The sequence below is a fragment of the Rhodoblastus sp. 17X3 genome, assembly GCF_030056575.1.
In the GTDB taxonomy this organism is placed as follows: domain Bacteria; phylum Pseudomonadota; class Alphaproteobacteria; order Rhizobiales; family Beijerinckiaceae; genus Rhodoblastus.
This window is the reverse complement of sequence record NZ_JASHHX010000010.1, coordinates 92509-112973: the sequence shown is the minus strand read 5'-3', so window position 1 is coordinate 112973 and position 20465 is coordinate 92509. Positions and strand designations below refer to the sequence as shown.

Genomic DNA, 20465 nt, shown 5'->3' with positions numbered 1-20465 from the left:
GTTCCAGGGACGCCCCCAAATAGGGGAGTGGCGCGCTCCAAATAGGGGTATCGGTCTCGTCCGACAGGCGGCGGCGTCATCTGTCGCATCCGGCCTCCACCGCCTCGAGGAGGCTCATCACGCGTTTGAACATGACCGTCCCCCGCTCGTCGTCGAAGCGGTCGGGATGGCGGATGATCTTGATGTCGGAGCGGCAGCGTTTGCCCGGCCCGAGAACGAGTTCGGACGCGTCGCCCATGAATTCGGCAAGGCGGGCGGCTTGGTCTTCGATTTCATCGATTGGAGCCTCGAGCAAGAGCGCGTCATGGATCGGCGCGCAGACTTTCAGGCCCGCTTCAATCCCCATTGCCAGGCCAAGGCGCATCATCTCGGCGCCGTGACTTTGCATCGGCCAATTGAGAATCGAGCGGCTGTTGACGGCGACGTTGCAGCCGGGCGGGTATTGGATTCGCCAACCGAAAACCGTCTCGAGCGGCAGCCCGAGGAGCGCGCGGTCAACCTTTTCGTCGGCCCAATTCCAGAACCCGCGGTATGTTTCGCGATGCAGGCGCAATAGCTCGCGCGCTCGATCTATGTGGATCCCCGATTGAGCGGCGATGCTCTCAGGTCCCATGCCGTAGTTGACGCCGAGCACAATGGATTTGCAGGCCTGGCGAACGTCGCCGTGCGACGCTTTAGTGGCGTCCGGCGGAACAAGGCCTGCCTGCTTTGCGAAGGCGATGTAAGGATCGCCGGAGTCGTACGCTTGCCACAGCGCCTCGTCGCCCGATAGCGCGCCCGCGATGGCAATTTCCTGCGACGACCAGTCAACGTAAGCGAGCGCCTGGCCCCTGGCTGGACGGATCAGAGACCGCAACCAGACGGACGGGCCGAAAATGAACCGGCTGGTCGAAGGCTGGTTACGCCCGGTTCGGGCCCCAAAAGCCGACAATAGGATGCGGTTGCGTCCGTCGGGACCAACGCTCAGTTTGTTCAGGCGCAGTTGACCGAGTGCCTGGCGCAGTTCGCACAATGGGGCGATGATCGGATATGCCCGCGCCTGCTTCCGAAATGTCTCATCGTCGAGGGCCAGCGCTCCCGACGCAAGCCGCGGCCAGGGAATTCGATTTCGCGCCAGATAGCCTTCGAAGCGAGCCTGGACGAAACGCCCATTTTCATAGACACCGAAATCGCCGTCTACGGCTTCGATGAGGCCGAGCTTGATCGTTGCCCAATTCCGGGTGAGTTGTTCAAGCAACTCGACGTCGAGTGGAACTCCATGATTTTCGACGACGCCCGCGGCAGCCATATAGCGGCCTCTGAGCAGGGCTTGGCCGAAGCGGCGAGGAGATGCCACGATAGCTGGCGACATGGCTTCCAGGAGCCTCTGCAGCGCATCGACGTCGCTTTCGCAATAGGCGATGATTTGCTCGCGCTCGGTATCCGACCAAGGGCCGCCGCCCATGATGAGGGCGCGCATGTCGTCCTTCGCCTCGCCGCCGATGGTTGGCAGACTGTAATGCAGCAGCGCGCCGATCAGGCCGTTGCCGTGACGCGTGTCAACGCCGTTCGTGAGACAGCGGAATTCGGTGAAGAGATCTAGGATGCGACGTGGATGTGGCCAGCCGAGAACGTTGAAGCAAGAGCTTTCGGCGCTGGCGTAATAAGCGACAAACAGGACGTCATCGGCGACGTCGAACGGGCAATGGGCGAGCTGATCTCCCCAGAGCCGCATGGTCTCACCCGTCAGGATGCATTTGGCGACCATGCAAATCGGCCTTGGCGGATGGCCAGATGGTGCGACGAATTCAAAATCGACGCACCAGACCCGACGGTAGCCAAGGCCGGTAAAGATGTCGGCGAGATCGCCGAGCATTATTTGCCCAGCAGACGCTGGACGACGGGATGATCGAGAGAGTCGATCAGGCGACCGTTGCCGAATGCAACGCGCAGGAGCTCTTGAAATGTGGCTGCGGACCAAATCGGCTCCGAAATGTCCGCGGACGCAACCGTCACGTCATAGCAGCCTGCGCCCATGTTCGCGACCATGCGCGTCCATTTTGTTTCCGCGAATTCGGCGGCGGCGCGCGCTGTAGTGTGCCACGCATTTTCACGCCCGTCGGGGGTTGGAAGGGGGACTGGCCAGAGAAAGACAGTGCCCGCGCGCGTGATGCCGACCCGCATTTCGACAATACGCGTCTCGCTAGGCAAGGCCCAGGCGACGTTGGGCAAGACGGCGTAAATTTCACGCTCCTCCTTCAGCTCCAACACGGCCATTTCCAGGCGATATTCGGCGTCTGGGCGCACGCGGAAAAACGCTTGCCGGTCCGGCTTGCCGACGCGCACATGGACCAGAGGCTTTTCGACGCCGAGCGCTGCTTCGCTCTGTGGGTCGATGCGCAGCGAGGCAGGATCGAAGGGGTCGGGCGTGGCGGCGTGACCCTCGGCCTCAATCTTTTCGTTAGGGCGCCTGGTCATCACTTGCCCTCCCCGATGAGCGCTTCCAGCACGTCAAGCGGAATCAAACGACGCCCGCCGATTTTCACGGTGCGCAGCGTTCCCGCGTTCATTAATTTGTAAATTGTGGACCGAGACCAGCCGTACGCGCTAGCGGCCTCTTTGACATGAAGGGCCCGTTTTTGAGTGGGCTGGATAGTGTCACGCAGTGCCATAGGATCGCCTCCAAATTTTTGCGATCCCCTTTAGTACGTACGTTGCCGCAGTTGTCAGCAATCGTTTAGGCTAATAATTCAAGAGTTGGCCTGTAAGAGGCTAATTCTTTAAGTCTTGGTTGTTTTTTTTAGCTCGCTGATAGCTGCCTTGATCGTGCCCGCAGACGGGTATGCGTCCCCATCTTTAGCTCCCAGGCGATTCCGAACGCCCGGACGAATTCTTGCTGCGAATTTGTTACCTGCCGCGAGTTTCAATTCCCTCTCTGCTGCCTCGGCTATTATCGCGTTGCAGAGGTCGGCTCTCCGTTTTTCGACCTTTGGCGCTCTCGCCTTCCGCGCGGTGGCCGCTTGTGTGGAGCGTGTCTCGCCGACGATTTCTGGTGAGAAGTAGTTCTTGGCGCTGGCGGGGAAAAGACTGAGCGCGCCCAACTTAAAGATTGCCGCCATCAACTTCCAAAGCCATTCACGCCCATCAGAATGGAGTTCGGGTTGAGTATCTTTTAGTGGGTCGAAAATTCGCTTTTCCAGATCGTCGAACGCCGGACGCAACGATTCCAGCGCCCTGAAAAGATCTGCCTTGTCTTTCGGCGCGAGGAAACTTTTATGTTGTTCCTCGATAAGTGTTGAAACGGCGCAATCCCGAACGAACTCGACGAACTCGCGCGCCCTATCGCCCCCGAACCTCCTATCCGACCAATTTTTTCCCACCACCCCCCCCTTTTTTGCGCCGTTATGATGCGGAGAGCCCGGGCGAAGCGCGCCAGCTTTTGGAACGACTGTCCTATCCGCGTGGACGCCAAGATATAGTGACAAACGCGGCAGGACAAATGAAGAACGATGCGGTCATGTCGCCGCCTGTGCTGGTCAGATCTCGTTGCGCTTGATCGGGATCACATTGATGGTGGTCGTTGGCTCACAATAATTCGCCCACGCCTCCATCAGCGCCCGCCGCTTTTCGAGCGCGTCACCACGCCGATAGGCCTGCTCAGCTTTGTCGCCGATGACGTGGGCAAGGGCGGCCTCGGCCAGCTCACGCGGGAAATGCGTTTCATTCCCGGCCCAGTCACGGAACGCCGAGCGGAAGCCGTGGACAGTAACGTCATCGACCTTCATCCGGCGCAAGACCATTTCCATCGCCATCCCCGAAAGCGGCTTGCCTGCCTTCTGGCCGCCGAAGACGAATTCGCCCGTCTTTGCCGTGGCCAGATTTTCAAGGATCGCCAGGGCGCGGTCGGAGAGCGGGACGCGGTGCTCGCGCGCCGCTTTCATCCGCGCGGCGGGGATCATCCAGAGTTTCTTGTCGATGTCGATTTCTGACCAGAGCGCATTGAGCGTTTCGCCGCTGCGACAGGCCGTCAGAATAGTGAATTCGAGACAAAGCGCCGCCGTGGCGTCGCGCCCGCGCAGTTCGGCGATGAAACCGGGAACGTCGGCATAGTCCATCGCCGCATGATGGCCGCGCGACAGTTTTGTCCGTTTTGGCAGGAGTTTGTCGAGGTGACCGCGCCAACGCGCCGGATTGGCCTCGTTTCTAGGGATATGACCCTTGGCGCGGGCGGCGTCCAAGACGGCTTCGATACGCCCGCGAAGCCGAGAGGCGGTCTCCGGCTTCGTTTGCCAAATTGGTTGCAAAATCCCCAGCACCGCTTCCGTGTCGATTTCGTCAACCGGACGCGTGCGAAGGGGCGCGGCGTAAACCTCGAGCGTCATTTTCCACTGCGCCCGATGCTTGTCGTTGCGCCATTCGGGACCCTTTGCTTCGATCAGGGCGTCGGCGATCTGTCCGAAGGTCGGCTTTCCGGCCTCCGCCTGCCGAGCCGCTGCGCGCTCCTCGATAGGATCCCGCCCAGCCCGGACCGCTTGTTCAGCCAAGTCACGCTGGGCGCGGGCATCGGCGAGCGAGACCTCGGGGAAACCGCCGAGGCCCATTTCCCGTCGCTTGCCACGACAATTGAAGAGGAAGAGCCAGCGGCGGCGCATGGCGGCCCCGGAGCCGTCTATTGCGAGATAAAGCGAGCCGCCGTCTGAGTGACGTCCCGGTTCTGCGAGCGTCGCCACCTTCCGTGCCGTTAGCTTGTTTCGAGCCCTTGCCAAGTGTCCGCCTCACGACTGGGCCCCACTATCGGCCCCACTTTCTGACGCAGATTATAGCGAACGAGGGAGGACGGTGGAAGACAATTGCGACGGAAAATTACTTTAAATCAGCAGCTTTGTCGAATGAATGCGGACGCATCGGTATAGCAATGCGGAGGACGCTCCCTCCGCCACAAACGGCTTGGTTGGGCCTGAAATGGCTCCCCGGCGGCCTCGCAGCCTGAAAAGCGCGGCATCGGCCTTGGCTTTCGCGCAGATTAACCAAAACGAAATGGCCAAGGGCGAAAATCCGGTTCAAGCCCCGACGCGGCCAAAATCGCGGCGGAATCCGCCGTCTGGCTTCGCGGAGTTTTGAGTTCGGCATCGCCGCCATGAGCATTTTTCGATTTTTTCGCGGCAAGAGCGAGAACGGCGCCCGGATCAATTTCCGGTCCGCCGAATGGGTGGATCGCTTTTATTTCCTGTCGGCCTATTTCACGGGCCTCTGCGCGCTTCTGATGATTGGCTATTCCATCCTTGGCGATAAGACCGTCGCGCCGCAAACGCGCGAGCGCAGCGGCTGGGACCTGTCGCGCCCCGAACATATGAATTCGCGCACCATCGGCCGCTAAGGCCTGTTCGGCCAGGATTGCAATTCTAGCGCGCGCGCTGCAGCGCGGCCTGGGCGTCGGCAAGCCCGGCGCCGGCGTCCGGCGCGCCCTTGAGCGCAGCAGCGGAATCGCGCAACAGACGCCGCATGGCCGGACCGTCGAGGTTAGGAGCCTTCTCCAGCAGCAGGGCGGCGACGCCGCTGACCTCGGCGCACGCGACGGATGTGCCGCTGGTCAGGTCATAAGCGCCGCCGGGCGCGGCGACCAGCACGTCGACGCCCGGCGCGGCGAGCGCGACATAGCCGCCCCGGTTGGCGCGGTCATAAAGGCGCGATTGCTCGTCCACGGCGCTGACCGCGATGACATGGGGATCGGCGCCGGGAAAGGCCGGCGGCGCCCCGGGGCCGTCATTGCCCGCCGCCGCGATGAGGACGATCTTTCGCGCCGCCGCCGCCTCCAGCATTTTCGCCAGCAACGGGTCGGCGGGGCCGGCGAAGCTCATATTGACGATCCGCGCCTTTTGCCCGACCGCCCAGTCCAATGCCGCAAGCAGGTCCAGCCCGACCGCGCGAGCGCCGTCGCCCGTCTCGTCGAAGGCGCGGGCGGCAAGAAGCTCGGCGCCCGGCGCCCCGCCGTCGATCTGCCTGTGGCCGGCGATGGCGGCGGCCATGCCCGCGCCATGGCGGCTTGGTTTGGCCGGGGCGGCGGCAACATCGAATTGTGCGACGACCGAACCCGCGATTTCGGGATGATTCAGGTCGATGGCGGAATCGATCAGCGCCACGCGCACGCCTTTGCCGTCGGCGACGCGATGCGCTTCGGGCAGATGCAGCATGGCCGAGGCGTATGAGGCCGGCGCTGCGCTTTCCGCAGCGGTTTGCGGCGCGGGCGCGGCAGGTCGCGCGTCGTCAGCGAGGGCGTAAACATAATTTGGCTGGACGGAGGCGATGGCGGGTTCGCGCGCCAGCGCCTTCAACACGCCCTCCAGCGGGCGGTCGTCGAAATAGCGGAGGCGATAGACGCGCTGGCCGAGCAAAGCGATATCGCGAAATTGCGCCGGCTCCAGCTTCTGGCGCCTGGCCAGCGCCGCGATCTGGCGATCGTCGACGCCGGACCTGAACACGACCAGCGCTTCCCTGGGCTCAAGGCGCGTCTCGCCTTTGCGCGGTAGATCGAGCCGCGCGCTCGCCGCCAGAATCTGCTTGCGTTCCGGCTTTTTCGGCGCGGGTTTTTGCGGAGTGGAATGGGGCAGGGGATGGGGACTTGCGATCTTCTGGCGCGCAGGCGTGTGACGACGGCGCGGCGGCGGCTCTTCCTCGCCCTGCGCGGCCGCCGCCGCGGCGCCCGCCGCGATGGCCGGCAGCAGCAGGCCGGGAACCACGCCATATCCGCCGCCGCGCATGGGGCCGCCATAGCCGCCGCGCGTCATGCCATTGCCGTAAGTCTGCGCCGAGGCCGGGGCGACCAGGGCGACGGCGGCCAGAACGGCGAAGATTTGGCCCAGCAGCCTCATGGCCTTGCTCCTGATGGACAGCTTTCAAGGACTTGGCGCGGCGAAGCGCACCAGGGCGTTCGCCTGACGCAATGCGTCCAGTTTCCTTTGCGCCTCGGCAGGGGCGAGATCGGCTCCGCCGATGCGCAGGCGATAGAAGCCGCCCGCGCGCGGGCCTTCGACGATCTGCGCGCCGGTCTGGGCCAGCAGCGCGCCGATGGCCTCCATATTGGCGCCGGGGGCGAAGGCGACGAGTGCGTAAGTTCCCGCCGCGCGGACATTCTCCTGCGGGCCGGAGGCGGTGCTGTAATGCGCGTCGGGGGCGAGTTTCGATTGGGTCAGCAGGCCCGCCTGCAAGGCGATGACGGCGCAGGCCGCCACCGTCGCCCAGCCCAGCGCGCGCGGCGAAAGCAGGCCCGCGAGCGCGCCGCCGAGATCGAGCCTCGCCCAAAGGCTCGGCTTGTGCGCGGGCTCGGCGTCGATCTTCGCGAACAGGACGTCAAGGGCGCGGGCGGAGGGGGCGGGCAGGGCTTCGTTCAGCGCCAGGATTTCGTCGCGCTCGGCGCGGGCCGCCGCGACATTGCGCGCCAGTTCGGGATCCTGCGCCAGCGCAGCCTCGAAACGCGCCTGCTCGTCGGGCGTCAGCGCGCCCGCGACATAGAAGGGCGCGAGTTCAGCCAGATCCTGATTTGGAGTCCGCGTGGTCATGGCCAGCCTCGATCGACGCCTGCGCGTTTGAGAATTTCCGACAATTTCTGGCGCGCGTAAAACAGGCGCGTCTTGACGGTCGCGGCCGGAACGCCGGTGATCTGCGCGACCTCCTCGACCGATTTCTCGTGGTAATAGACCAGGTCGATGATCTCGCGATGCTCGACCGTGAGTTTTTGCAAACATTGCCGCAGGGCCGCGCTCTTGTCGCGCTTGGCGATCTCGATCTCGGGATCGTCGGCCTCGTCGGCGATTTCCGCCGCAGCCTCTTCGTCATAGGGCGCGTCGCGGCGCTGCCGCACGCAGGACAGCGCCTTGAAGCGGGCGATGGACAGCAGCCAGGTCGAAACGCTGGAGCGGCCCTCGAATTTGCCGGCCTGGCGCCAGACGTCGAGGAAGACCTCGGCCAGGATGTCCTCGGCCCCGGCCTCGTCGCGCACGAAACGCAGGATGAAGCGGAACACCCGGACGCGATGGCGCCCGAACAGGACTTGCATGGCCAGCCGGTCGCCTTCTGCGATCCGCCGGATCAGATGTGGATCGTCGCACGCTTCGGCGCCATCCTGCGTCATGGGGGCCTTCAGGGAGCTCAGCTGTCGGCGGAACGTTCCAGCTTGAAGTCCCAAAGGTCAAGGCGCCTTTCTTGCGAAGCGGCGGCGCGCTCATCCGAGCCCGCCGCCCTTTCGCGGCTCATTCATGCGCTTTCATTCGCAGACCCGGACGCGGCCGAGATATTCGCCATAGGGGCCGAAGCGGCGTTCCAGGTGGCAATAGCTGGGCGCGGCGTAGGCGTCATAGGCGACGGCGGCGCCGATCGCTCCGGCGGCGAGGCCAAGGCCGATTCCCGGACCCCAGCCCGGACCCCAGTGATGATGGAAATGAGGGTGCGGGTGGAACGGGAAGGCCTGCGCGCTGGAGGCGCCGGCGAGCGAAGTGGTGGCGAGGGCGCCGGCGACGAGCAGGGCGCTGATGGTCTTGCTGAAGAGGGAAGAAGTGTTCTTGCGGGCGAAAGAAGAAGTGGCGGTCATTGTCGTAACTCCCATGTTGGAGGCCATCTCATCGGCCTTGCATCCATGGGTCGCGGCGACCGCGCGAAAGGTTCAAAACTTTTTTGAAGAATTATTCCGGCGGCTCACCACCAGCCGCGCCGCTTGAACCAGAGCGCCGGGATGAGCGCGCTGCACAGGATCAGCCCGAGGCCCCATTGATAGCCCCAGGCCCAGTCGAGCTCCGGCATGTTCTTGAAGTTCATGCCATACATGCTGGCCACCAGCGTCGGCGGAATGCCGACGACCGAAACCACCGTCAGCAGCCGGAAAATATTGTTCTGCTCGATATTGGTCAGGCCCAGCGCGGCGTCGAGCAGCAGTTGCAGCCGGTCGTTCTGTGAGCGCGCATAATCGATCAGAGAGGCGACGTCGCGGCCCTGCGCCTTGAGCTTGGAGCTTTCCTCGGCCGAAAGAAAATATTTCGCCTCGCCCGAGACGAAGGCCAGCATGCGCGAAATGCCGAGCAAGGTGTCCGAGGCCTTGGCGGTGAGATAGCCATTGCCGGAAATCGCGCCGAGCGAGCGCTTCATGACGGTGTTGTCGCGTTTCATGTCGCCGTCGCCGCCCTTGCCCTGCTCGAAAATGGTTTGGGACAAGGCGTCGAGTTCGGCGGTCACCCGCTCCAGCTCGTCGGCGATGGAATCGATGATGCTCTCGATCAGCATGATGAAAGCGTTGGGCCCGCTGGCGCCGCGGCCGTTTTCATAGACCCGGGCCGTGTGCAGGTCGTCGCAGGGTTTGATGTGGTCGAAGCGGATCGACAAGGTGAAATCCCGCCCGAGCACGAAGCCGAGCGGCGAGGTCCTCGCCAGCCCGCGTTCGGTATGCACGATCATGGGCATGGACATGAAGAGATGGCCGCGGTCGGTATAAAGGCGGCTGGAGGTTTCGATTTCCGATAGCCGCTCCAGTGTTGGGACCTTGACGCCGAGCTTCCCCTCGAGGAATGCGATCTCCTCCGCCGTGGGACGGATGGCGTCGATCCAGTTCACCTCCGGGGGAATTTTCTCCGCTTCGAGCGGGACTTCGACGTCGCCCCGGAAATGTGTTGATCCGAATTTCAGCATGGGACGTTTCGATGATCGGGAGGTAGCTCGCTGAGAGCGATATTCGCGTAATGTGACTATATTGATAAGCGCGGCGCTCCCGTCCGCCAAGCGAGTCGCGACCTTGACCGAAATCCCGGACGAAACCGACAGCGATCCCGCAAATTCCGTCCCGGCTGCGCCGCTGGCGCGGCGCGAGCCCTTGCCCTGCCGCCAGCCCAAGCCGTCCGAGGAAGACCCCGAAGCGCCGGAGCGCGTGGGCCGGATCATCGCCTCGCCGTCCTATCGCGTCGCCAGCGAGGACCCGGATTTTCTGCAAAGCGACGACACCCGCGGCCTGCGCCTGCTGCTGGATTACCTCAAGCCGGAACTGGCCTTGCAGCGGCATGGCGTGGAGAGGACCATCGTCGTCTTCGGCGGCACGCGCATCTGCGAGCCGGCCGAGGCCCGCCGCCGGGTGGACGAGGCCGGTGCGCGCCTTGCCGCCGCCGGCGGGCCGCAGGCGGCGCCCGACCTCGCCGCTCGCCTTGATGTCGCCGAGCGCATCCTCGCGGGGAGCCGCTATTACGAGGTCGCGCGCGAACTGGGGCGGCTGATCGGCGAGGCCAATGACGGCGACGGACGTCCAACGACGCTGGTGATGACCGGCGGCGGGCCGGGGATCATGGAGGCGGCCAATCGCGGTGCCTTCGACGCCGGCGCCGAGACCATCGGCCTCAATATCGCGCTGCCGCACGAACAGTATCCAAACCCCTATGTCACGCCGGAGCTTTGCTTCCAGTTTCATTATTTCGCGCTGCGCAAGCTTCACTTCATGCAGCGCGCGCGGGCTTTGGTGGCCTTTCCGGGCGGCTATGGCACGCTGGACGAACTGTTCGAAGTGCTGAACCTCGTGCAGACGCGCGTGATGAAGCCCATTCCCATCGTGCTTGTTGGCGTGGATTTCTGGCGGCGTGCGGTGGATTTCGATTTCCTCGTCGCCGAGGGCGTGATCGACGTCGAGGACCGGGGCCTGTTCTGGTTCGCCGAAACGGCGCAGGAAATCTACGAGTCGATGATCGCCTGGGAGCGCAATGCGCAAGCTTCCTGAAAGCCGCCGCCCGAGGCGATCCGCCTCGAACTCTTACCCGGGAGCCGCCACAATGAAATTGTCCTTCCACGGCGCCGATCGCGGCGTCACCGGCTCCTGCCACATGCTGGAGGCGGCGGGCCGGACGATCCTGATCGATTGCGGCCTCTATCAGGGCGGCCGGCAGATCGAGGAGGAAAATGCGCGCGACTTCGGCTTCGATGCGGCGAAGATCGACATCGTGCTGCTGACCCACGCCCATCTCGACCATTGCGGCCGACTGCCCTTGCTTACGCGTCGCGGATTTACCGGCGAGATCATAGCCACGGCGGCGACGCGCGAACTGGCGCGGGTTGTGCTGCTCGACGCCGCGCATCTGCAGGAGGAGGAAGCGCGGTTTCGCTCCCGCCCGCATGAGCGGCGCGGCGCTGCGAATGAGCCGGTCGAGCCGCTGTTTTCCCTGCTCGACGCCATGGACGTGTTCGACCGTTTCGGCCGCGTCGCCGCCTATCGCAAGGAAATCGAACTGGCGCCGGGACTTCGCGCCACCTTCTTCGACGCCGGCCATATTCTGGGTTCGGCGAGCGTGCTGATCGAAGCCGATGAGGGCGGCGCGCGAAAAATTCTGTTTTCGGGAGACATCGGCAATTATGGCGGCGCCCTGCTGCGCGATCCGGACCCGCCCGAAAATGTCGATGTCGCGATCATGGAGACGACCTATGGCGACCGTCTCCATCGTTCGCTCCCCGCGACGCTGGAGGAATTCTATCTGGCGCTCAACGAGGCGTTCCAGCGCGGCGGCAATGTGATCATCCCGACCTTCGCTCTGGAGCGCACGCAGGACGTGCTGTTCTTCCTGCGCGAAGGCGTGGAGAAGAACAAATTGGCCCCTTCCATTCAGGTCTTTCTGGATTCGCCCATGGCCATCTCGGCCACTGAAATTTTCCGCAAACATCCCGACTGCTATGGGCCGGAAACGGCGCGGCTGTTCGCGGAGCGCATCGACCCATTCGGCCCGCCCGGCCTGCATTTCTGCCGGGAGACGGCGGACTCCATCGCGCTCAATTCCATTTCCGGCGGCGCGGTTATTCTCGCCGGCTCGGGCATGTGTACGGGCGGGCGGGTGCGCCATCATCTTCGGCGCAATCTCGGCCGCCCGGATTCCAGCGTGATCTTCGTCGGCTTCGCCGCGAAGGGCACCTTGGCGCGCCAGATCGTCGACGGCGCGCGGCATGTCACGATTTTCGGCGAAAACGTCCCCGTCCGCGCCCATATCTACACCATCAACGGCTTCTCCGCCCATGCAGATCAGGCGGAACTTCTGGCGTGGCGCAGGACGGCCAATCCGCGGCGCACTTTTCTCGTTCATGGCGAGGAGGAAGCCATGAAGTCTTTCGCGGCGAAGACCGGCGATGCGGATGTCGTCCTGCCTGAATTGGGGCAGACTTTCGATCTCTGAGACGCATTCGTCGCCATGCGGCCTTTATATGCGCGGCGCCGCGCGAAGCGGAACGGGCCTGCGTATCTCTCGGACGCGGGGGCCGGCTTTGTCCCGGTTCGGAAGACTGAAGTCTTCGAGCTTTTGACACAAATTCAGGCAATGCCAAAGCCGCCTGCCCGATTTCGGGCGGGCGGTCGCGTTTTGAGGCGGCCGCGCCGAGCCGCGAGCTCGCGTTTACCATAAATACTTCGTGGAGAAGAAAATTATGTTAGGGTTACGATTGGTTTTGGTAAAATTATACACAAAATATCGGATATTAACGACTTTTATATTATAGAAGTAACGTTTCATTAACCACGCGCCGCCTAGTCTCGCTCAAATCCCGAAATATGAATTTCGGTGGAGCAAGCGTGTTCATGGCCCCGGATATTTCCGTTATCATCCCGACTTACCGTCGTCCCGGCCCTCTGGTCGAGGCGATTGAAAGCGTCCTCGTCCAGAAGGGCGCAAACTGCGAAATCCTCGTGATCGACGATTGCCCTGAAGGCAGCGCCGAAGACGCCGTGCGACCCTTCGCCGCTCGTGGCGTGATCTACATGCGCTCGCCGTCGCCCTCCGGCGGGCGGCCCGCTGTCGTCCGCAATTTCGGCTTCAGGCAGGCCCGCGCCGACATCATCCATTTCCTCGACGACGACGATCTCGCGCCCGAGGGCTATTACGCTGAAGCTCTCGAAGTCTTCGCGCGGCGACCGGACATTGGCGTGGTGTTCGGCAAGGTCGAGCCCTTCGGCGACATCGACGTGGCGTCCGAGCGCGACTATTTCGAGACGGCTTATCGCCGCGCCCGGCGCTATGGCAGGCTCGGGCCGAAGCTTGGCTTTTCGGCGGCCATGTTCTTCCAGCGGACCCTGCTGATTTGCAGCGCCGGCATGGTGCGCAAGAGTTGCGTCGAAGCAATCGGCGGGTTCGATCCCGAGCCCTCGCTGGCGGAGGACGTGGATTTTTACGCGCGGGCGATCCGTCATTCGGGCGCGGCCGTGCTGGACCGCACCTCGATCCATTACCGCATCGGCCCGTCGCTGATGCGCCTGCCCGACCGCCAGCCGCTGATCGACTCCTCCTATCGCGCCATCCATGCCCGCTACCGCCGCGAGCATGGCCCGGTCGATTTCTTCGCCCTGAAGACATTCGCCAAAATTCTGGACCGGCTCCATGCTTGAAATCGCCACCATCGAAAACCTTGATGCGCTCCAGGTCCTCGCGCCGGAATGGAGCGCGCTGTTTGCGCGGACGTCGCTGCGCACGCCATCGAAATCCCCGCTATGGCAATTGACATGGTGGCGTCATTTCGGCGCCCGGCGCAGCCTCGCTTGCCGCCATGACATGCAGGTCGTCACCTTGCGTGGAGCGGATGGCGCGCTGCACGCGGTCGCGCCGATGATGCTCACGCGGCGTCCCGGCTATGGCCCGGCTCTGGTGCGCGAACTGCAGTTTTTCGGCGCCGATCCCTATGTGACGCAATTGCGCGGTCCGGTCTGCGTCCGCGACCATCTGCCCGACGTCGGCGCCGCGCTGGCGACTTTTTTCCGCTCGCGCAAGGGACATGATCTTGTGCAATGGCGCGGCATGGCGCAGGGCGCCTGCGCGACCGCGCAAGGCGAGCGCCAGCCCGCGCTCGAGGACATCGATTCCTGCCTCATCATGCGGGAAAGCTGGGACGCCTTCCACGGCGCCTTGCCGAAAAAGACGCGCAAGCATCTTCGCAAGAGCCGCAATGATCTGAACGCCGCAGGGATCGCGATAGACTTCCGCGTGGCGACGACGCCCGAAGAAATCGAGCAAGGCCTGGCCGCCTTTTACGACCTGCATTCGCGCCGCGCCGCCCTGACCGATGTCGCGCGCCATCCCGATGTCTTCGCGGGCGAGGCCGAGCGGGCCTTCCTCAACGATTATTGCGCGCAAATGGCTCGCGCCGGCGATATGCGCATCTTCCAGATCCGTGTCGCGGGCCGGATCGTCGCCGCGCGTCTCGGCTTTGCCTTCGGCGACCAGCTCTATCTCTATTTTTCGGGCTACGACCCCGATTACGGCCCCTACAGCATCATGACCACACTGATGGCCGAGACGCTGCAATGGGCGCATGAGAACGGGGTCGCTCTGGTCAATCTGTCCTCGGGCGTCGATCGCTCCAAGACGAGATTCCGACCGGAAATGATCGCCTCTGAGGGCTTCTATTCCGTGAGCGCCGGCTGGCGCGGACGGCTCGCCTTCGCGGCGATGCGCAAGCTGCGCGGCGCCGGGGCTGCGGCGCCGGAGCGCGACGAGGGGCCGGAGGAAGCCGAGGCCGGAGAATTGGCCGGGGCCTGAGCGCCTGATTTTAATACCGAGTCTCACAGGCGAGAGCCTGTGAGACTCGGTTAGGTGCGACTGCGCCGCCGAACCAATGTGAGGGGTTCCTTGACCGTGATTTATCGCGGTCAAGCAGAAATTGTCTTGCGGAGTGGATTTATGCGATTTCATGCCCTGGATGGTTTGCGCGGCCTATGCGCCCTCGCCGTCGCCTTGTTCCATCTCTACGAATTCATGAAGGTTCCGTCGCCTCAATCGATCGGCCACGCCTTCGCCTTCGTCGATTTCTTCTTCGTCCTGTCCGGCTTCGTGCTCGCCCATGCCTTTTTCGACAAGCTGGCGTTCAAGGGCGGGGGCTGGTCCTTCGCCATCCGCCGCTTCGGCCGCATGTATCCGCTGCATTTCTTCATGCTGATGCTGTTCGTGGCGCTGGAGGCCGCGAAATGGTTTGCGGCGCGCCACGGCGTCGCGATGCTCGCCCAGCCCTTCGCCAATGAGAATTCGCTGCCCGCGCTGGCCTCCAATCTTCTGCTGATCCAGGCGCTTGGCGTGCATGACCGGCTGACCTGGAATTTCCCGGCCTGGAGCATCAGCGTCGAGTTTTATGTGAACCTGCTGTTCTGCCTGATCATGATCCTGCCGCTGCGCCGGACGGAACGCGCCGAGACGGCGGGCGGCGATGTGTTGCGCCGGAAGACATGGATCATGGCGGCCCTGGCCGTGGCGGGCTGCGCCGGCACGATCTGGGCGACGCGCTACAGCCATGCGATGAGCTATGATTTTGGCCTGTTGCGCTGCATCTACGGCTTCTTCTGCGGCGTGCTGGCGCAGCGCCTTCGCGCTGGCGGCCTCGATCCCTTCGCCCGTCTCTCGGACAACGGGATCGCGCTGGGCGAAGTCGTCATGACCTGCGTCACGCTGGTGCTGGTGATTTACTTGCCCTGGTTCTGGCTGTTCGCCATCATGCCGGTCCTGTTCAGCCTTCTTACGCTGGTCTATGCGCATGAGAAGGGGCCATTCTCACGCCTGCTGCTGATGCCGCCGCTGCACGCCATCGGCGAATGGTCCTATTCGCTCTATCTGGTCCATAGCTTCCTGCTGATGCATGTATTCGGACGACTCGCCTCGATGGTCGGCAAGAAGGGCTGGCTTGGACTCCACGCCGTTCCCGGCGCCGACGCGGGCGATTATGTCGCGGGGCTCTATCAACAGGGGCCGTTGATGGTCGGCGCGGTCATCGTCGCCTATCTCGGCGCGGTGCTGCTGATGTCGAGCCTCACCTTCCGCTTCGTGGAGAAGCCGGCGCGGCGCTATTTCAACGCCGTCGCCGCGCGCCGCGACGCCGCCGAACAGCCCGCGACCCTGGCCGCTGACTTGGCCGCTGACTTGGCCGCGCGCCGGGCTGCGGCGCGGCGGGTTCAGGCGGCGGAATGATCATTTCGCCGCGGCTTCGGCGATCTTGACCTTCTGGCCGTCGGCGAGATCGGCGGCGGGGTAGAGGATCACCTTCTCGCCCGGCTCGAGACCGGACGAGGCCTCGATCGACGTTCCGAAATCCCGCGCCACGACAATCTTGCGCAAATGCGCGACGCCGTCTTCCACTACCGCGACCTGCGTGCCGTTGCGGTTGAAGATCAGGGCGTCGGCGGGGACGTTCACCGCCGGGGTCTTGCGCGGGATTTTCAGTTCGACCTGGCAATAGATCCCGGCTTTCAGAACGCCGTCCGGATTGGGGACGTCGGCTTCCGCCAGCAGCGTGCGGGTGCCTTGCTGCAGGGATTCCGCAATGCGGGTGACCTTGCCGGGGAAGACGCGATCCGGCATTTCGGGAACGCGCACCGCGACCTCGACGCCCGGCGCCAGGGCAAAGGCCTGATCCTGCGGCACGAAGACCTGGACGCGCAGCGTGTTGGTGTTCTGCAGGTTGAACATGAAGGTCGCGCCGGACTGCACGAGCGAGCCCACGTCGATGCCGCGCTGGGTGATGACGCCGTCGAAGGGCGCGACGAGGGTGAGATAATCCCTCTGCTGTCTCAAGACGCGAAGCGCGTTGGTCAGGGCGTCGTCATTGGCTTTCGAAGCGCCGAGCGCGGCGTTTTTCGCTTCCTCGGTCAGCCGGTCAATGTCGCCCTGCTGCGCGGTGACCCAGCCTTGCCGCACCAGCGCCGCGCTGCGGGCGTTGGTCGTCGCGGCGAGCTTGGCGTTGGCGTCGTTCTGGCGCACGTCGGCCTTGGCCTGGGCGATGGCGGCCTCGGCCTGGGCGATCTGATGATCGAGTTCCGGCGCAGCCAGCACCGCCAGCACGTCGCCCGCCTTGACGTGGGAGCCGATATCGACATTGCGCTTTTCGACATAGCCATTGGCGCGGGCGTAAATGTCGGCGGCCTCGTGCGCCAGGGTGGCGCCGGGCAGCTTGACCGGAATGAAGGCGGCGCCGGGCGCGATCTGCGCGACGCGGACGACCGGAACCACATCGTGGAACTGCGCTTTGGCCTCCTCGGCCGCAGTCCTTGCCGCGCGATTCTGCCACAGGCCCCAGCCGAGCCCGACGATGATGGCCGCGCCGAGCCACAGGCCGAAGCGACGGCGCTGGCGGGCGCGCGCCTGCGCCAGCTTCAGGTCGCACGCCGCCGGGTCCGGCGGACGCCAGGTGCAGCCGAGTTCACCATGGGACTCATGCGTCTCATGGACCTCATGCGCCTTCTGGCGCTCGGGATCGCCGTGCTCGGGCGGATTTTTCCAGACTTCGTTCATACGAGTTCCGCCTCCGGGAAGACGCCATGCGCGGGCTTGCCATCATTGCCGCGCCGCATGATTGCAAAAAGATAGGGCACGATCAGCAGAGTCGTCGGCGTGGCGAACAGCAGGCCGCCGATCACCGCGCGGGCGAGAACCGCGTTCTGCTCCTCGCCCGGGCCGCCGATCGCCATGGGAATCATGCCGACGATCATCGCCGCCGCGGTCATCAGCACCGGGCGGATGCGGGTGTGGCCTGCCTCGACCGCCGCCTCGAACGACGACGCTCCCTCAAGCTGGCGCTCGCGCGCGAATGTGACGAGCAGGATCGAATTGGCCGAGGCCACGCCGACCGCCATGATCGCGCCCATCAGCGACGGCACGTTAAGGGTCGAGCCGGTGACGAAAAGCATGGTCAGAATGCCGCAGAAGGTCGCGGGCAGGGCCAGGATGACCACCAGCGGATCGCCGAAGTTCTGATAATTCACCACCATCAGGAAATAGACCAGCACCGCGGCGAAAAGCAGGCCGATGCCGAGATTGCGGAAGGAATCGCGCATCGACTGGATCTGGCCGACCACTTCGATGCGGTTGCCCGGCTTGAGCTTGGGGCTCAGCTCCGCGACGACCTTGTCGATCTCGCGCGAGGCGGTCCCGAGATCGATCCCCTGCAGGCTGGCGTAGATCTCATAGACCGGCTGGATGTTGCTCTGGTTGGCGTTGGTCGGGATGGCCCCGCGCGCGAAGGTGGCGACATTGGACAGCAGCCCGGGCACGGGCGCGCCGCCGTTGCTCCCGAGCGAACTGGAGACCGGAATGTTCTTGATGTCGTCCAGCGAGGCGATGCGCCGTTCCGGCGTCTGAACCGCGAAGAAATAGGGAATGCCCGAGGTCGGATCGGTCCAGAAATTCGGCGACACCTGCGCCGAGGAGCTGAGCGCGATATTGAGATTGGAGGCGATCGTGCTGGCGCTCATGCCGAGTTGCTGGGCGCGGGAGCGGTCGATCGACGCCAATAATGAGGGCGCATCCGTCTCCTGTTGCAGATGGACGTCGGCAAAGCCGGGCGTGGCGCCGAGGCGGTCCCTGATCTCCTTGGCGACCGCGAGATTATTGGCGCGGTCATAGCCGACGGTGCGGATGTCGATCTGCGCCGGCAGGCCGAAATTAAGGATCTGCGTCACCATGTCGGCGGCCTGGAAATAGAAGATGGCCTGCGGAAAGTCCTGACGCAGGGCAAGGCGCAGCTTGTCGATATAGTCCTGCGTCGGCGCGTGGCCCTCTTTCAGCGCGACAACGATCACGCCGTCGTTGACCCCAATGGTCGAGCCGTCGGTAAAGGCCAGATTATACGAGCGCGCGGGCAGGCCGATATTGTCGACGATTCGCTCGCGGTCCTTCTCGGGGATGACTTCGCGGATCTTGTCCTCGACTTGCTGGAACAGGGCTTCAGTCGCTTCGATGCGGGTCGCGGCGGGCGCGCGGACGTGAAGCTGGATCTGGCCGCCGTCGATCAGCGGGAAGAAATCGCGCCCGACCAGCGAGAACATGAGCCCGGCGAGGCCGAGAATGGCGACGATGACGACTGGAATGACGACGCGATGGGCGAGCAGGGATTGCAGCAGCTCGACATAGCTGGCGCGCATGTTTTCGAAACCACGCTCGAAACTGGCGCTGATGCGGCCGAAAAAGCCGCTTGGCTCTTCGTCGCCATGCTTCTCGTGGCGCAGCAGCAGGCCGATCATGATCGGCGTCAGCGTCCGCGACAGGGCGTAGGACGCCAGCATGGCGAAGACCACGGCGAGGCCGAGCGGGGTGAAAAGGAATTTCGCCGGGCCGTCGAGGAACACCACCGAGGTGAAGACGCAGCAGATGGCGATGGTCGAAACCAGCGTCGGCACCGCTATGCCCGCCGCGCCATGCAGCGTGGCGTAGGGCAGGGGCATTTTCTCTTCGGTCAGCAGGCGGTGTGTGTTCTCGATGGTGACGGTGGAATCGTCCACCAGAATGCCGACCGCGAGCGCGAGGCCGCCGAGCGTCATGGTGTTGAGCGTATGGCCGAGCGCCGAGAGCACGACGAGCGAGGCCAGGATCGACAGCGGGATCGAGACCATCACCACCAATGTCGAGCGCCAGGAGCGCAGGAACAGCAGGATCATTGCGGCGGTCAGCGCGCCGGCGATCAGGCCTTCGCGGATCACGCCGTCGACGGCCTCGCGGACGAAGACCGACTGGTCGAGCAATTCGCCGATCCTCAGCCCGGGCGGCGCGGCGGCGCGCAAGGTCTTGAGGGCGTTGCGCACGCCATTGACCACGTCGAGCGTCGAGGCGTTGCCATTCTTGATGATGCTCAGCAGCACCGAGCGCTTGCCGTCCTCGCGCACCACATTCTGCTGCACCAGCCAGCCGTCGTGAACCTGGCCGACGTCGCGCACGAAAACCATCGCGCCATTGACGCTCTTGATCGGGATGTCGTTCAGTTCGGCGATGCTGGCGGGCGTCGCATTGGTGCGAACGACATATTGGGTGTCGCCGAGCTTGGCCGTTCCTGATGGCAGGGTCAGGTTCTGGGCGTTGACGGCGCTGACCACGTCCATCGGCGTCAGGCCGCGCGCGGCGAGCTTGTCGGGATCGATATCGACCATGATCTGGCGATATTTGCCGCCCGACGGCGTCGGCAGGGTGACGCCGGGCACGGGCGCAAGGCCCTGGCGCACGCGATAGATGCCGTAATCGTAAAGCTGCTGCTCGCTCATGGTGTCGGAGCTGAGGCTGAGCTGGAGCACGGGCACGCTGGAGGCGTTGAATTGCACGACCACCGGCGCCTGAATGCCGGGCGGCATCACGACGCGAATGAAATTGGTCGCCGCGATGATCTGGGAAATGGCGAGGTCGATATTGACGTCAGGCTGGAAGTAGATTTTCTGGACCGACAGGCCGTTGAGGGTCTGCGCTTCCATATTCTTGATGCCGTTCACGTTGGAGCTGATGGCGAACTGGCTGTAAGTGGTGACGCGTTGCTCCATTTCCGGGGTGCTGAGGCCGGAATATTGCCAGATCACCGTCACGACGGGGATACGGATTTCGGGAAAAATATCCGCCGGCATGGTCTTGATGGCGATGCCGCCAAGGAACAGAATCAGCGCCGCGAGCACGTAAAACGTATGCGGAAAGCGCAAGGCGAAACGTACGAGGCCCATGAAACGCCCAATCTTTTTCCAGAAGCGCCGCGAGAAGCCG

18 protein-coding genes are annotated in these 20465 nt (G+C 63.9%); 6 read left to right on the top strand and 12 right to left on the bottom strand.

The window, feature by feature from the left end:
• Positions 1 to 76 precede the first annotated feature (76 nt).
• The 5 genes from QM467_RS11370 to QM467_RS11350 all read right to left on the bottom strand — a co-directional run bounded on the left by QM467_RS11370 (position 77) and on the right by QM467_RS11350 (position 4745).
• Positions 77 to 1855, bottom strand: coding sequence for a DNA polymerase (locus QM467_RS11370; protein ID WP_283366438.1), 1779 nt, complete (start codon positions 1853 to 1855; stop codon positions 77 to 79).
• Complete coding sequence (locus tag QM467_RS11365; protein ID WP_283366437.1) at positions 1855 to 2457, bottom strand: hypothetical protein; 603 nt, start codon at positions 2455 to 2457, stop codon at positions 1855 to 1857. The genes QM467_RS11370 and QM467_RS11365 overlap by 1 nt, the downstream gene beginning before the upstream one ends.
• Positions 2457 to 2651, bottom strand: coding sequence for a helix-turn-helix domain-containing protein (locus QM467_RS11360; protein ID WP_283366436.1), 195 nt, complete (start codon positions 2649 to 2651; stop codon positions 2457 to 2459). Before QM467_RS11360 ends, QM467_RS11365 begins: the two co-directional genes overlap by 1 nt.
• Before the next feature lie 108 nt (positions 2652 to 2759).
• Complete coding sequence (locus tag QM467_RS11355; protein WP_283366435.1) at positions 2760 to 3359, bottom strand: hypothetical protein; 600 nt, start codon at positions 3357 to 3359, stop codon at positions 2760 to 2762.
• 156 nt (positions 3360 to 3515) lie between these two features.
• A complete protein-coding gene (locus tag QM467_RS11350) occupies positions 3516 to 4745 on the bottom strand; it encodes a tyrosine-type recombinase/integrase (protein ID WP_283366434.1) in 1230 nt (409 codons plus the stop codon).
• Between the two features lie 371 nt (positions 4746 to 5116).
• Between QM467_RS11350 and QM467_RS11345 the strand changes: the two genes are divergently transcribed.
• Positions 5117 to 5356: a hypothetical protein gene (locus QM467_RS11345; protein ID WP_283366433.1), complete on the top strand. Its 240-nt coding sequence runs from the start codon at positions 5117 to 5119 to the stop codon at positions 5354 to 5356.
• A 25-nt stretch (positions 5357 to 5381) separates the two neighbouring features.
• On the opposite strand, the gene QM467_RS11340 is transcribed toward QM467_RS11345, so the two are convergent.
• The 5 genes from QM467_RS11340 to QM467_RS11320 form a co-directional block, all read right to left on the bottom strand.
• The gene (locus tag QM467_RS11340) at positions 5382 to 6848 is read right to left on the bottom strand and encodes a S8 family peptidase (RefSeq protein ID WP_283366432.1); all 1467 of its coding nucleotides are present in this window, start codon (positions 6846 to 6848) and stop codon (positions 5382 to 5384) included.
• Positions 6849 to 6872: 24 nt separating this feature from the next.
• Positions 6873 to 7535: a hypothetical protein gene (locus QM467_RS11335; RefSeq protein WP_283366431.1), complete on the bottom strand. Its 663-nt coding sequence runs from the start codon at positions 7533 to 7535 to the stop codon at positions 6873 to 6875.
• The gene (locus QM467_RS11330) at positions 7532 to 8107 is read right to left on the bottom strand and encodes a sigma-70 family RNA polymerase sigma factor (RefSeq protein ID WP_283366430.1); all 576 of its coding nucleotides are present in this window, start codon (positions 8105 to 8107) and stop codon (positions 7532 to 7534) included. The genes QM467_RS11335 and QM467_RS11330 overlap by 4 nt, the downstream gene beginning before the upstream one ends.
• 132 nt (positions 8108 to 8239) lie before the next feature.
• A complete protein-coding gene (locus tag QM467_RS11325; RefSeq protein ID WP_283366429.1) occupies positions 8240 to 8563 on the bottom strand; it encodes a hypothetical protein in 324 nt (107 codons plus the stop codon).
• A 104-nt stretch (positions 8564 to 8667) separates the two neighbouring features.
• A complete protein-coding gene (locus QM467_RS11320) occupies positions 8668 to 9651 on the bottom strand; it encodes a magnesium transporter CorA family protein (RefSeq protein WP_283366428.1) in 984 nt (327 codons plus the stop codon).
• 103 nt (positions 9652 to 9754) lie between these two features.
• Here QM467_RS11320 and QM467_RS11315 point away from each other — a divergent pair, with 103 nt between their 5' ends.
• From QM467_RS11315 to QM467_RS11295, 5 genes are all read left to right on the top strand, one after another.
• A complete protein-coding gene (locus QM467_RS11315; protein WP_283366427.1) occupies positions 9755 to 10720 on the top strand; it encodes an LOG family protein in 966 nt (321 codons plus the stop codon).
• A gap of 52 nt (positions 10721 to 10772) precedes the next feature.
• Positions 10773 to 12158: an MBL fold metallo-hydrolase RNA specificity domain-containing protein gene (locus QM467_RS11310; protein ID WP_283366426.1), complete on the top strand. Its 1386-nt coding sequence runs from the start codon at positions 10773 to 10775 to the stop codon at positions 12156 to 12158.
• Positions 12159 to 12556: 398 nt separating this feature from the next.
• Entirely contained in the window at positions 12557 to 13360 is an 804-nt protein-coding gene (locus tag QM467_RS11305; RefSeq protein ID WP_283366464.1) for a glycosyltransferase family 2 protein, read from the top strand.
• The gene (locus QM467_RS11300) at positions 13353 to 14507 is read left to right on the top strand and encodes a GNAT family N-acetyltransferase (protein ID WP_283366425.1); all 1155 of its coding nucleotides are present in this window, start codon (positions 13353 to 13355) and stop codon (positions 14505 to 14507) included. The genes QM467_RS11305 and QM467_RS11300 overlap by 8 nt, the downstream gene beginning before the upstream one ends.
• Before the next feature lie 141 nt (positions 14508 to 14648).
• Entirely contained in the window at positions 14649 to 15923 is a 1275-nt protein-coding gene (locus QM467_RS11295; RefSeq protein WP_283366424.1) for an acyltransferase family protein, read from the top strand.
• On the opposite strand, the gene QM467_RS11290 is transcribed toward QM467_RS11295, so the two are convergent.
• Both QM467_RS11290 and QM467_RS11285 read right to left on the bottom strand, forming a co-directional pair.
• Complete coding sequence (locus tag QM467_RS11290) at positions 15924 to 17243, bottom strand: efflux RND transporter periplasmic adaptor subunit (RefSeq protein ID WP_283366423.1); 1320 nt, start codon at positions 17241 to 17243, stop codon at positions 15924 to 15926.
• Complete coding sequence (locus tag QM467_RS11285; protein WP_283366422.1) at positions 17240 to 20425, bottom strand: efflux RND transporter permease subunit; 3186 nt, start codon at positions 20423 to 20425, stop codon at positions 17240 to 17242. The genes QM467_RS11290 and QM467_RS11285 overlap by 4 nt, the downstream gene beginning before the upstream one ends.
• Positions 20426 to 20465: the final 40 nt, after the last annotated feature.